The organism is Sebaldella sp. S0638 (assembly GCF_024158605.1).
GTDB lineage: Bacteria > Fusobacteriota > Fusobacteriia > Fusobacteriales > Leptotrichiaceae > Sebaldella.
In genome coordinates this window covers 18,934-32,230 of the sequence record NZ_JAMZGM010000010.1, presented here as the reverse complement: position 1 = coordinate 32,230, position 13,297 = coordinate 18,934, and the positions used below count along the sequence as shown (strand labels likewise).

The window sequence follows — 13,297 nt, the reverse complement described above, 5'->3', positions numbered from 1 at the left end:
TATTATCTAATTCAGAAAAAGCGGCTGTAATTTTATTATAATTTATATAAGAATAGTAATTTTATAATGCAAAGTTTTTAGCAGGAAATAATCTTAAAAGAGAGGAAATAAAAAAAGTATTGTATTTGCCTAAAAGTATTGATAAAAAAGAAAGCATATGTTAATATTAACTTGATTACAGCTATACAGCAGACAGTATAACAGAGGGCATACACTGATCAAATTCTAAAGCAGAAGGAGAGACGCATGAAAAAAATCTTTATATTAGATACAAATGTATTAATACATGATCCTAACTGTATTTTTGACTTTAAGGATAATGATGTTTATATTCCCATTTACGTAATAGAGGAAATAGACAGATTGAAAAACTATAATGATTATGTGGGAAAATCTGCAAGAGAAGCTTCAAGAAATATAGATTCCCTTAGAGAAAAAGGAACTCTTTCGAACGGGATAAAAAACGAAGAAGGCGGGGAATTCAGAATACTTCTCGGTGATCACGAACTTGAGTATCTGCCTGATGCATTTTCCAAGACACTGGCTGACAATAAGATAATAGCTATGGCTTTGAAGCAGAAAAATGAGAATAAAGACACAAAAGTAGTTCTTATATCCAAAGATATGAATGTCAGAATAAAGGCTGATGTTTTGGGGCTTGAAACAATGGATTATGTAAAAGACAAACTGGATATAGTAACTCTTTATTCAGGAAACAGGACAGTGGAGCTGGAAAGCAGTAAATTTGACCTTATATATAAAGCTCCTGTGGTGAACTATTCACTTTTACTTGATAAGGAGCCGCTTGCCAATGAGATGTTTAATTTTACATGTGCAGGAAAAAGTGTGCTGGGAATTTATAAGAAAGAAAGAGGAAAAATAGAAAAAACTGTATTTTCTGAGTCTACACTCTGGGGAATTAACGGAAGAAATACAGAACAAAAAGAAGCAATAGAATTATTAATGGATCAGAGAATAAAAATAGTCAGTCTGATGGGAGTGGCAGGAACAGGGAAAACACTTCTGGCAATAGCATCTGCACTGGAACAGGTCGTAGAAAGAAAGCTTTATAAAAAAATATTTATAGCAAGACCAGTTATTCCAATGGGAAAAGATATAGGTTATCTTCCGGGAAGCGAGAAGGAAAAAATGCGTCCGTGGATGCACCCGATCTATGATAATATAGAATTCCTTGCTAGCAGTAAACAGCCTGCAAACAGCAGCGATGCAGAAAAAGTGATAATAGGACTGGAAAGTATGGGACTTCTGAAAGTGGAACCACTCACATATATAAGAGGAAGGTCTATTCCACAGGGATTTATTATAATAGACGAGGCTCAGAATCTTACACCGCATGAAATAAAAACTATAATAACTAGAGTAGGAAAAGATACAAAGATAGTGCTTACCGGTGACCCTTTCCAGATAGACAGTCCTTATCTGAATGAAAACAGCAATGGATTATCGTATATGGCTGAAAGGCTGAAAGGAGAGCAGCTGGCAGGTCATATGACACTTGTAAAAGGTGAACGTTCAGATGTGTCGGAACTGGCAAGTAAATTATTATAAAAACTAAAAGCAGATTTTCAGGGCAGGAGAGTGAAAGAGCTTTTCTGTCCTGATTTTATTAGCTGGAAATATTTTGTATATATTAAATTTTTAGATATTTAATTCTTTAAATATAATAAAAAAATAAAGGAGTGAAAATGAAAAAAGTTATATTACTATTAGCAGTAGTATTTTCTATGGCAATAAGCGCGAAAACACTGACAGACTCTCAGAAACAAGAGATGTTAAAGCAGTTTTCTGTTTTTCAGAAAGCTTTGGAAGCTAAGGACGGAAATACTTTGAAAGGTATGATCAAGTTTCCCATACTGCTTGTGGAGCATGGAAGAGATTATGATGAAACTATGAAAGAAAGTGATTTTCTGGAAGAAGTGGATGATGTCACGGAAGAATTTAAAAGTATCACGTATATGAAAGTAAATACAGAGAATAATTCTGTTTCAGACTATCTGGAAAAAGGTTTTGCCTGTAATATGAAATATACAGGAGCTTTTAAAGAAGAAGAACTCCGTATAACAGGAACATTTGTACCGGGAGAATCAAACGGATGCGGGGGCTATATTATGTATAAATTTAAAATGTACAAAAATAAGCTCAAGCTTTTTGATGTGGAAAGAAAATGGTAATTTCAGAAATTTATCGAATAAGAAGAGAAAAAGTTACAAACAAAAAATATATACTATAGGAGTTGGAAAGATGAAGAAAGTTATATTAATCATGCTTTTGTTCACAGTAATGATAAGTGCAAAAACTCCGACAAAAGCAGAAAAGCAGGAAATGTTAAGGCAGTTTGTGGAATTTCAGAATATAGTGAAAAATAAAGATATTGATGGTTTTATTTCTATGCTGGAATTTCCGGATATACGTGGTTTTCTTCTGATAATGGGACCGTTTACTGCTGAAGAAGAAAAAGAAATAACAAGGGATCGGGAGGGAATAATAGTCACTGAAAAAATGCTCAGAAGACATAGTGCGGAAATATTTGAAGATTTGGAAGTTCTTAATGATATAAAAGTAGATTTGGATAAAGGAAAAGTAGAAAATTATTTTGTAGACAATGCAACAGAAGAGGATAAAAAGAAAAAATATTTCTTTGACAGAAGCAGAGATTGTTATTACTATTATAATTCCAAAAAAGAAAAGGTATATCTGGAAAATCTGCGTATATGGGATAATCGGACAGATCTGGAATTTATGGAGGATGGTTTATATGTTCTGGATTATTTGTGGCAGAATAAGCTTACTCCGGAAGATTCCTTTATGGGAAGCGGTTTTGTATATGTGTTTAGTTTTAAGGAGAATAAGCTGAGACTTCAGGATTTGTATGTGAATGATTAATTTCACTGTGGAAAAAAGCGGAGAGTATAGTTAAGATTGAAAAATACCGGATTCAGACTAAAGAGTCTTGAATCAAGTTCGGGATAAACGCCGGAATAATATAAAAAAACACATGAAATGAGGGGAAATATGAAAAACTTATAATATTACTTACAATATTAATGTCAGTTTTGATAAATGCCAGAACATTTACACAGGAAGAAAAGAAAGAAATGGTGAAACAGTTTTATGTTTTTCAGCAGGCTTTGGAAAATAAAGATATAAAAACGATAATAGCAATGACGGAACTCCCTACAAAAGAACTGACAGCATTGATAACCGACGAGATGGGGAATGTACCGGAAGAATACGAGTACGGAAAGAAAGCTATGACTGCGAAAGATATGGAAAAATATAAAGAAAGAATATTTGATAATCTAAAGCCGCTGTTATATATAAAAGTAGATCCAAACTCAGGAAAAATAACAAATTATTTTAAAAATAACGCAACAGAAGAAGATAAAAAAAGAAAATATTATTTTGATGCTCATATGTCATCATATTATTATATGGAAAAAAACACAAAAAAATATCTTGAAACAGGGCGTATATGGGATGATCGTGTGGAACTCCAGTATGCCGATGAAGGATTATTTGCAATAGAATACTGGACGCCTAACAAGCTTACCCCGAAAGAGCCTGAAGGAGACGGAGGAACAGCATATGAATTTAAATTTGAAAAAAATAAGCTCAAATTGTATTTGATATACTGGAATGACTAAAATATAAAAAAATAAGGGTATTATGCCCTTATTTTTTATTGAATATATTAATGAGTTTCTTTTTTTCTCTTTCTGTTTTTTCACCAAATCTGTCACTGAACAGAATACTGAATTTTTCCGAAAAATCAACTACGTGTTCATAAATAAGCTCGAATTTCTGCTCAAGCATATTCATTCTCTCTTCGATGTCATTTACTTTTTTACTCAGAATTTCGCCGGTATTTACACTTTTTTCAAGCTGGGATAAAATAAGACCGAAATTCTCATCGATTTTATATTTGCTTATTGTGTCCAGTTTATTAAATACGTTAATGTTAGCGTTATCAAGAGATACAAGTCTTTCTCTTATGAGTTTATAATCAAATTCGTTGGTAAGCATAATCAGGTTGTTAATTTCCTTTTGAATCTCCTTAAGAAGCTTGGAATTAACTTCTAACGAGTTAGAGACCTGATTTTTCGTAATGCCGCTTTTTTTAGTACCAAGATTTTCTTCGATTATATAGAGTTTATTGTTCTCCTTGATAGTGGTAAGCTGATTATTTTCAATTCTGTTATAAATAGTTCTACGCGAGACTTTACGCGAGCTCATATATTCCTTGACTGTTAATTTCAAACATATCACCCCTCAAAACTTATACACTATTATTATATAGATATTTTTAATTTTGTAAAGTTAAAAATTCAAATTTAATAATTAATATGTTATAAGAGCCGAATAAAAAGAATTATATAGTTTAGTAAGAAGAAAAAAATAAAAAAGTTCACACATGATTCACAAAAATATGAGATAATAAAATGATGATAAAAAATAAATAATAAAAAAGTGAATTTGATTTTATTTTTATAAAAAATTCCAATAGGTAAAAGCTGAAATAAAAAGTCAGTGAATAGTATATATTATCTGATTTACAGATGGAAAATAACTATAAAATAAATTTTATCACTGTGAGTGACGATAAAAATTGAAATTTGCCTGTTAATATGTTATCATTTATAAAAAATGCATGGAGAGAAAAATGGCAGTAATAAAATTTCAAAAGAAGGAAGAACCGGAAATTCTTTTTGGCATAAAACTTCCGGAGATAGTGAAAAACCTATATTACGAAATAAAAAACAGAGACAGATTTCTTGCGGTACTAAAGGAAACCTTTAATATAAATAAGGATAGATATTTGAAAATAGTAAATGCCAGGGATTTGAAAGGAAATGATACTTTGATAGTAGTAATTTTTGATAATTTCTTTTCAAAAAAAAGTATTGCCAGATACGATTATGAAATAGAAGAATTTGATTTCAAAATTTATGAATTCGACTACAACTTAGAGGTTAACGTGGAGAAAATTATAGAACAAAACCATAAAAATTAGTTTTTAGGAGGAAAAAGAAAATGAAAAAAATCTTAGTGCTACTTACATTAGTTATGCTTTCAATGTCCAGCTTTTCATTCGGTTGGTTTAAAAGCAACAAACCAAAAAATTATAGCTTAGAAGCGACAATAAGAACAAACAAAGGTGACATAAACGTATTTTTATATCCTGAGGCAGCCCCTCTTACAGTGTTAAACTTTGTAAATCTTTCAAGAAGAGGATTTTATAACGGGCTGACATTTCACAGAGTATTGCCGAACACACTTGTTCAGGGCGGAGACCCGAATGGTGACGGAACAGGTGGTCCTGGTTATACATTTAATGATGAAATAGTAAAGTGGCTGAATTTCGATGATCCGGGAATGCTTGCTATGGCGAATTCCGGGCCTGATACAAATGGATCACAGTTTTTTCTTACAATAAACCCGTTAGATCAGTTAAACGGAAAATATACTATTTTTGGTGAACTGAAGACAAGAGCTGACTTAAGTGTTTTGAAAACAATAAGACAGGGTGATGTAATTAACAGTATAGAAATAAGAGGAAAAGACTATGAGGAATTCCTGATGCTTTATTCGAATCAGCTGGATGAATGGAATGCCGCACTAAATGCAAAATTTAGACAACAATAAATATACAGGGTGCAATTCGCACCCTCTTTTAGTATTAGAAAAAATAAATGTTTTAGGGGAAATAATATATAATATAAATAGTCAAAAAAATAAGAAATTTTAATATTGAAATATTTCAAAATCCCTTGAAAAAAAAAAAAACATATGATACAATAATACGAACTATGAAAATTTTAAAATGTTGGAAAGGAGTACCAGGATGAGAAAAGATATACATCCAGATTACAGATTAGTGGTTTTTGAAGATACTAGTAATGGATTTAAGTTTTTAACAAAGTCGACAAAAGCGACAAGAGAAACAACTGTTTGGGAAGATGGGAAAGAATACCCAGTTGTTAAAGTTGCTACAAGTTCTACATCACATCCGTTCTATACAGGAAAATCTAAATTTGTTGATGAAACTGGAAGAGTTGATAAATTTAAGAAAAAATATAATTTATAATAAACAGAGGGAGCTATTAGGTGTAATAGTAATCTCTGCTTTTTTTATGAAAATACAATGAGGGAGTGAAATATAAATGTCTGTTATCGAAATAAAACATCCGTTAATAGAGCATAAACTGACGAATCTAAGAAATAAGTATACAGATACTAAATTATTTAGAGAGAGCTTAAATGAAATAGCAGGTTTAATGACTTATGAAGCTACAAAGGATTTAGAAGTAAAGGAAGTGGAAACAGAAACTCCGCTTCAGAAAACAACAACAAAAGTATTAAGCCAGCCGGTAACTTTGGTACCTATATTAAGAGCAGGGCTGGGAATGGTAGAAGGAATATTACAGTTTGTTCCCACGGCAAAAGTAGGGCATTTAGGAGTATACAGAAATGAAGAAACACTTGACCCTGTTTATTACTATGCGAAAATGCCTTCTAATGTGGCAGAAAGCAAAGTTCTTGTGGTAGATCCTATGCTGGCAACAGGAGGCTCAGTTAACTACACTATAGATTATCTGAAAAACCTTGGTGTAAGTAATATATCATTTTTATGTATAATAGCTGCACCGGAAGGAATAGCAAAAGTAGTGGAAAAGCATCCTGATGTGGATATATATACAGCATGTATAGATGAAGGATTAAACGAACATGCATATATCTATCCAGGACTTGGAGACGCAGGAGACAGAATTTTTGGAACTAAATAATATTGATTAAATAATAAATACAAAATTTATTGAAAACAAATATACGGAAAAAAGGGACTAAACTCTGGTCCCTTTCGTCTGTTTTCTAAAAAAGAAATTTATTCTGAAAAAAATAATGTTTTTTTATAAAACCGACAAACCTTTGGTGCATACCTATTTGTAAAGAAATAATAAAAAATTAATCATATTAAATAATAAAAATTTATAATTATCTCTGAAAAAAATATGCTATACTAAAATAACGACATTACACTGAAAAAGAGGAGTTAGAATGAGAAATTTACTGGACAGAGAGAATATAGGGAAGTTTATTTCAGATTTGAAAAAACAGGATAAAAAGGTTGTTTTTACGAACGGTGTATTTGATATACTTCATGTAGGGCATCTTACATATCTGGAAGAAGCGAAATCATTCGGAGACATTCTGATAGTGGGTATAAATAGTGATTCAGCAGTAAAGATAAATAAAGGCGACAAAAGACCGATAAACAGCGAGCAAGACAGGGCGAAAATGATACTGGGTCTGAAGCCTGTGGATTATGCTGTTATTTTTGATGAAAAAACTCCTGTGGAGATAATAGGGAGAATTAAACCAGATGTCCATATAAAGGGCGGAGACTATAAAAAGGAAGAGCTTCCTGAAACTGAGATAGTGGAGAAAAACGGCGGAGTCGTAGAAATTCTATCTTTTGTTGATAATAAATCCACTACAGGAGTAATAGAAAAAATACTGGATGTTTATGGGAGTAAAAATGAAAAGTAGAGTTTTGACATTTGAAGAGCTGGATAAACTTGCAGAAAATACTGCCCGGATATTGAAAAAAGGCGATAGTCTTGCATTAATCGGTGATCTGGGAACAGGGAAGACTACTTTTACCAAGACTGTATGCAGATATTTTAATATAACGGAAAATGTAAAAAGTCCTACTTTTAATTATGTTACAGAGTATAATTCCGGTGATATTCCAGTGTATCATTTTGATGTATACAGACTGGAAGAAGCAGCGGAAATATATGATATAGGTTATGAAGATTATCTTGGCGGAGACGGGATATCTATTATAGAATGGGCTGATAAAATACAGGAAGAACTTCCGGAAGATGCTCTTTTTGTAGAACTGGCTTATGATACTGAAAGTACAAGAAAAGTATCAGTATATAAAATAATAAACGGAGAAAAAAAATATGTTGATATTGGGAATTAGCGCTACCACAAAAACAGGGAGTATTGCTTTGTATGATGAAGAAAAGGGACTTCTGGGTGAAATTACCGTAGATATAGAAAAGACTCATTCGGCGACACTTCTGGATAAAATAGACAAACTGCTTGACTGGACGTCGAAAAAAGTATCAGATATTGACGAGGTGGCAGTATCAAAAGGGCCGGGTTCTTTTACAGGAGTTAGAATAGCAATAGCCACTGTGATGGGTTTGTTTTTTGCAAAAAAGATTCCTGTTTATCCTGTGAATGAGCTTGACGCACTGGCTTATCAGGTAAATGTGCCGGGGGAGAAAGTTGTTTCTATCATTGATTCAAGAAAAGAAAAAATATATTATTCAATATCAGTAACTGGTCCAAATGGTCTGGAGCTTTTAGAAGACTATCAGGTCATAAAACTGGATGAACTTTTGGAAAAACTGTATACTGATAACTGTATATATTATTTTTCAGGAGACGGAGCCTTTAATTACAGAGAAAAGATCATTGCAAAACTGGGTGAAAATGCAAAATTTCCCTTATATTCAAATATAAAAATAAAAGCTTCTACATTAATACTTATCAGAAAAAATTATGAAGTAACAGACATTTACAGTCTGAAACCATATTATCTGGAGAAATCTCAAGCAGAAAAGGAGATAAAGAATGGCACTTAAAGATCTGTTCAAGCTGAAAAAAAATAAAGCTGAAAATAATGAAGATAACAATACTGACATACCGGAAGAAGAAACAGAAGAGGTAATAGACGAAGAAATTAAAAAACAGCCTGAAGAAAACACAGCAGAGAAGCCCAAACCTCTGAAAGAAAGGCTTGTAACTACCAAAAAGGGCTTTTTTACTAAGCTGAAAGAAGTTTTTACTGGAAAACCAATAGATGACGAGATGTATGAAGAGCTGGAAGATTTGCTTATTCAGTCGGATCTGGGATTTGATATGACTCTGAGAACAATAGAAGAACTGGAAGAACGGGTGAAAAAAGCCAAAGTAAAAGATTCTGAGGAAGTATACGAAATACTAAAGCAGATTTTGAGAGAAAAAATTTCCAGTGAAGACAGTGCTTTGAATATAATAGACGGAAAATTAAATATAATTCTCGTAGTTGGTGTAAACGGAGTAGGGAAAACAACTTCGATTGGTAAAATAGCAAGTAAACTGAAACAGAAAAATAAAAAAGTAATAATCGGGGCAGCAGATACTTTCAGGGCTGCAGCAATAGAACAGCTGGAAGAATGGGGAAAAAGAACAGGCGTGGAAGTAGTAAAGCAGTCACATGGAAGTGACCCCGGAGCAGTGGTTTTCGATACAATAAGTACAGCCCGTAATAAAAAATATGATGTAGCTATTATAGATACAGCAGGAAGGCTTCATAATAAGTCTGATCTGATGAAAGAGCTGGAGAAAATAAATAAGATAATCATGCAGCAGTCAGGTGAGGAAAATTTTGAAAAATTACTTGTAATAGACAGTACTACGGGTCAGAACGGACTCCAACAGGCAAAGTTATTTAATGAAATAGTTGATTTATCAGGTGTGATACTTACTAAATTTGATGGTACTGCAAAAGGAGGAATTATTTTTGCAATATCCGATGAGCTGAAAAAACCTATAAAATATCTTGGAGTTGGTGAGGGAATAGAGGATCTGCGTGAGTTTAACGCTGATGAATTTGTTAATGCAATTTTTGATTAATATATATAAAACATTAAGGAGTGATGGGAATTGTCAAGTTTGATGGAACAAATCAAGAGCAAAGCTAAAAGCCTCGGAAAAAAAGTAGTATTACCCGAGACTGAAGATACTAGGGTAATAGAAGCAGCTGCACAGCTGATAAAAGAAGGGACAGTAAAGGTAGTATTGGTAGGTGCGGTAAATGAAATAAAAGCCAGCGCCGAAAAATTGGGGGTAAGTATAGAAGGTGCAGAAATATTAGATCCAAAAGAATATGCTCAGATGGATGACTTTGTGCAGGAACTTTTTAAATTAAGAGAAAAAAAAGGGATGACATTAGAAAAAGCCAGAAAAACTCTGGAGCATGATAATCTTTATTTTGGTGCAATGCTTGTAAGAAAAGGATATGTGTCGGGAATGGTAGCGGGGTCAAATTCACCGACAGCAGACGTTTTGAGAGCGGCAATACATGTAGTGGGAACAAAGCCGGGTCTGAAAACTGTATCAAGTTCCATGATAATGATAACGAATACACCTGAATACGGTGAAAACGGAGTTCTTATTTTCGGTGACTGTGGTGTCATTCCGAAACCTACTTCAGAACAGCTTGCTGATATAGCAATTTCAAGTGCTGAAAAAGCAAGAAGTCTGGTAAATATAAAAGAGCCTAAGGTGGCTATGCTGTCATTTTCTACCTATGGAAGTGCTTCTTCGGAGGATGTAACAAGAGTTCAGGAAGCAGTAGAAATCTTAAAATCAAGAAATGTTGATTTTAAATTTGGTGGGGAATTACAGTTTGATGCGGCAGTGGTGCCGGAAGTATCACGTAAAAAAGCTCCGAACAGCGAAGTAAAAGGAGAGGCAAATATTCTCATATTCCCGGATCTTGGAGCGGGAAATATAGGGTATAAAATAGCACAAAGACTTGCCAAAGCAGAAGCTTTAGGTCCGTTAATACAGGGGCTGGCAAGACCGATACATGATCTGTCAAGAGGATGCAGTGTAGAGGATATTGTAAATGTAGCCGCCATAACGGCTGTAGAATCAGAATTATAATTTTTAGGAGGAAAACATGAAAGTTTTAGTAATTAACAGCGGAAGTTCTTCGCTAAAGTTCGAGCTAGTAGACATGACTAAGGAGGAAACTCTGGCCAAAGGAATCTGTGAAAGAATAGGTATAAATGATTCAAAATTAGTTTATAAAAACACAGTAAAAGATACAAAAAATGAAATAACAAAAGATATGCCCAATCATAAAGTGGCAATTGATTTAGTATTAAAAGCCCTCCAGGATTCTGAAAGCGGAAATATAACAGATGTAAACGAAATAGATGCAATAGGGCACAGAGTAGTGCACGGCGGAGAATATTTTAAAGGATCGGCATTAATAACTGACGAAGCTTTGAAAAAAATAGAAGAAGTGGCAGAACTGGCTCCTCTTCATAATCCTGCTAATATTATGGGAATAAGAGTAATGCAGGAGCTGCTTCCTGGGAAACCGAATGTAGCTGTATTTGATACTGCATTCCATCAGACAGTACCTGCAGAAGCATATATGTATGCCCTTCCTTATGAAGACTATACAGAGTTAAAAGTAAGAAAGTATGGATTTCACGGGACATCTCATAAATATGTAAGTGAAAGAACAGCAGAATTAATAGATAATAAAAGTTCAAAAATAATAGTGTGCCACCTTGGAAACGGAGCAAGTATTTCAGCTGTAAAGAATGGTGAATCTATAGACACATCAATGGGGCTTACACCGCTGCAGGGGCTTATGATGGGAACAAGATGCGGTGATATTGATCCTGCTGCTGTATTATACATAATGGAAAAAAGAGGACTTGACTCAAAACAGATGGATGCGAGAATGAATAAGCAGTCAGGAGTTTTGGGAATATTCGGGAAAAGTTCGGATTTCAGAGATTTGGAAGATGCCAATGCCGTAGGAGATGAAAGAGCTTATCTTGCACACCATATGTTTACATACAGAGTAAAATCATATATAGGTGCATATGCTGCTGCATTAAACGGAGTAGATGCAATAGCATTTACAGGCGGCGTAGGAGAAAATGATTCAGCTGTGAGAAGAGACATATGCAGCGGGTTAAAATTCCTTGGAGTAGAACTGAATGAAGAAATAAACGGAAAAAGAATCAGCGGTGACGTTGAATTAAGTACGGCAGCTTCAAAAATAAGAGTATTTAAAATAGAAACTGCAGAAGAATTAATGATAGCAAGAGATACATATGAATTAGCAAAATAATCAAAAAGAAGAAACAGTATAGCATTAAAACAGCATTACTGTTTCTTTTTTTGCAAAATATTAATTGACAAAGACAGCCAATTTTGCTAACATTTGTATATAGAAAAACATTTTGAATAAAAGAGCAAAGAAAGTATAGTATTAATAGTAGTCTGAATTGAATTCTGAGCAAGTAGGAGTGGTTTAATATGGCAAAACCAGCTTATAAATCTGGTGCTGCAAAGAATACAGCAAGAGGAATTTTCATTTTGTTAGCAATCATGTGTTTTCCTTTTCTGGCTCTGAGTGACAGAGCAGAGGTTAAGGCAGCGGCGGCGAATGACAGGAATCAGAGTGTGGATGAGATATCGAAAGAATTGTCGAATCCTGTGTCTTCACTGTATATCTTTCCTTTTGAATATGATTTTGACGGGGATGTAGGACCGAATTACGGAAAAAGAAATACTTTAAATATACAGCCTGTAATACCGGTAAATCTTGGAAAAGACTGGAAAGTAATAATAAGAACAATAATTCCTCTGATACAGCAAAACGGTGTAGTAGGGGATACTTCACAAAAAGGTATAGGAGATATTGAGCAAAGTTTCTTTTTTGCACCGCAGGGAGGTTCAGATCAAGGGCCGAACAAACTGATATGGGGTGTAGGACCTATTGTAAATATTCCTTTGGGAAAAGATGAATTTAGTTCGAAGAAATGGGCTTTCGGGCCGGCTGCTACTATAGTCGTACAGAGAGAAAGCTGGACTTTCGGCGGTCTCGCGGAACAATTGTGGTCAACTGGCGGTGAAGGTGACAGAGATATTAATGAGACATCAATACAGCCGTTTGTGGCATATCATATCAAAGGCGGATGGACAGTAAGCGGAAACGTGGAACTTGATTATGACTGGGTAGATGATAAGCTGAGCGCCCCCTTGGAAGTAGGAGTGGGGAAAGTCGTGAAATTAGGCGGAGTAGTACCTTTAAGTATAGGACTGTCACCGCGTTATTATCTGAAACGTACTGATAACGACCCTAGATGGGGAGTATAATTAATGTTTGTAGTTGTACTTTAGTACCGGTCATTATGCATTAATGTAATATATAGATATTGATCGGCAATATAATGAAATTATCAGAATAATTTATAAGAAAACGGGGGATTGTATACACCCGTTTTCTTTTTTTATAAAACCAGATAAGATCAGGTTTATTAAATATCAGCAAAAATATTAATATCTAAAATATAGTAAGTAAAAATACATTGTGAAAATATTAATTTTAAAATAATTATATATGCAAATGAAAAATAATTTATTCGCTAAAAAAAAATAAAACAATCTGATGAAAATAATTGTC

Annotated in this window: 16 protein-coding genes; 15 read left to right on the top strand and 1 reads right to left on the bottom strand. The window is 33.8% G+C overall.

The annotated features are described in order from the left end of the window. Positions 1 to 246: 246 nt before the first annotated feature. From NK213_RS04710 to NK213_RS04695, 4 genes are all read left to right on the top strand, one after another. Entirely contained in the window at positions 247 to 1,569 is a 1,323-nt protein-coding gene (locus NK213_RS04710) for a PhoH family protein (protein ID WP_253347231.1), read from the top strand. A 137-nt stretch (positions 1,570 to 1,706) separates the two neighbouring features. After that, the gene (locus NK213_RS04705) at positions 1,707 to 2,192 is read left to right on the top strand and encodes a hypothetical protein (protein WP_253347230.1); all 486 of its coding nucleotides are present in this window, start codon (positions 1,707 to 1,709) and stop codon (positions 2,190 to 2,192) included. Between the two features lie 70 nt (positions 2,193 to 2,262). Then, positions 2,263 to 2,904 carry a hypothetical protein gene (locus NK213_RS04700; RefSeq protein ID WP_253347229.1) on the top strand — a complete coding sequence of 214 codons (642 nt, stop codon included), beginning with the start codon at positions 2,263 to 2,265 and terminating at the stop codon, positions 2,902 to 2,904. A gap of 161 nt (positions 2,905 to 3,065) precedes the next feature. Continuing rightward, positions 3,066 to 3,665, top strand: coding sequence for a hypothetical protein (locus NK213_RS04695; RefSeq protein WP_253347228.1), 600 nt, complete (start codon positions 3,066 to 3,068; stop codon positions 3,663 to 3,665). Positions 3,666 to 3,693: 28 nt separating this feature from the next. Here NK213_RS04695 and NK213_RS04690 read toward each other — a convergent pair whose 3' ends face one another. Further along, positions 3,694 to 4,278 carry a hypothetical protein gene (locus NK213_RS04690; RefSeq protein ID WP_253347226.1) on the bottom strand — a complete coding sequence of 195 codons (585 nt, stop codon included), beginning with the start codon at positions 4,276 to 4,278 and terminating at the stop codon, positions 3,694 to 3,696. A 403-nt stretch (positions 4,279 to 4,681) separates the two neighbouring features. Between NK213_RS04690 and NK213_RS04685 the strand changes: the two genes are divergently transcribed. The 11 genes from NK213_RS04685 to NK213_RS04635 all read left to right on the top strand — a co-directional run bounded on the left by NK213_RS04685 (position 4,682) and on the right by NK213_RS04635 (position 12,990). Then, positions 4,682 to 5,032 carry a hypothetical protein gene (locus NK213_RS04685; RefSeq protein WP_253347225.1) on the top strand — a complete coding sequence of 117 codons (351 nt, stop codon included), beginning with the start codon at positions 4,682 to 4,684 and terminating at the stop codon, positions 5,030 to 5,032. 20 nt (positions 5,033 to 5,052) lie between these two features. After that, entirely contained in the window at positions 5,053 to 5,664 is a 612-nt protein-coding gene (locus NK213_RS04680; RefSeq protein WP_253347224.1) for a peptidylprolyl isomerase, read from the top strand. Between the two features lie 199 nt (positions 5,665 to 5,863). Then, positions 5,864 to 6,106 (top strand): type B 50S ribosomal protein L31, encoded by a 243-nt coding sequence (locus tag NK213_RS04675; protein WP_012860083.1) that lies wholly within the window; start codon positions 5,864 to 5,866, stop codon positions 6,104 to 6,106. 76 nt (positions 6,107 to 6,182) lie between these two features. Continuing rightward, a complete protein-coding gene (upp, locus tag NK213_RS04670; protein ID WP_253347223.1) occupies positions 6,183 to 6,806 on the top strand; it encodes a uracil phosphoribosyltransferase in 624 nt (207 codons plus the stop codon). Between the two features lie 271 nt (positions 6,807 to 7,077). After that, complete coding sequence (rfaE2, locus tag NK213_RS04665) at positions 7,078 to 7,569, top strand: D-glycero-beta-D-manno-heptose 1-phosphate adenylyltransferase (RefSeq protein WP_253347222.1); 492 nt, start codon at positions 7,078 to 7,080, stop codon at positions 7,567 to 7,569. Next, positions 7,559 to 8,011, top strand: a complete 453-nt coding sequence (gene tsaE / locus NK213_RS04660; RefSeq protein WP_253347221.1) for a tRNA (adenosine(37)-N6)-threonylcarbamoyltransferase complex ATPase subunit type 1 TsaE — start codon at positions 7,559 to 7,561, stop codon at positions 8,009 to 8,011. Before rfaE2 ends, tsaE begins: the two co-directional genes overlap by 11 nt. Continuing rightward, positions 7,992 to 8,681 (top strand): tRNA (adenosine(37)-N6)-threonylcarbamoyltransferase complex dimerization subunit type 1 TsaB, encoded by a 690-nt coding sequence (gene tsaB / locus NK213_RS04655; protein ID WP_253347220.1) that lies wholly within the window; start codon positions 7,992 to 7,994, stop codon positions 8,679 to 8,681. The genes tsaE and tsaB overlap by 20 nt, the downstream gene beginning before the upstream one ends. Further along, positions 8,671 to 9,714: a signal recognition particle-docking protein FtsY gene (ftsY, locus tag NK213_RS04650; protein ID WP_253347218.1), complete on the top strand. Its 1,044-nt coding sequence runs from the start codon at positions 8,671 to 8,673 to the stop codon at positions 9,712 to 9,714. The genes tsaB and ftsY overlap by 11 nt, the downstream gene beginning before the upstream one ends. 42 nt (positions 9,715 to 9,756) lie before the next feature. After that, positions 9,757 to 10,749 (top strand): phosphate acetyltransferase, encoded by a 993-nt coding sequence (pta, locus tag NK213_RS04645; protein WP_371926373.1) that lies wholly within the window; start codon positions 9,757 to 9,759, stop codon positions 10,747 to 10,749. Positions 10,750 to 10,765: 16 nt separating this feature from the next. Next, on the top strand, positions 10,766 to 11,959 hold the full coding sequence (locus NK213_RS04640) for an acetate/propionate family kinase (protein ID WP_253347214.1): 1,194 nt from the start codon (positions 10,766 to 10,768) through the stop codon (positions 11,957 to 11,959). A 188-nt stretch (positions 11,960 to 12,147) separates the two neighbouring features. After that, positions 12,148 to 12,990 (top strand): transporter, encoded by an 843-nt coding sequence (locus tag NK213_RS04635; protein WP_253347212.1) that lies wholly within the window; start codon positions 12,148 to 12,150, stop codon positions 12,988 to 12,990. Positions 12,991 to 13,297: the final 307 nt, after the last annotated feature.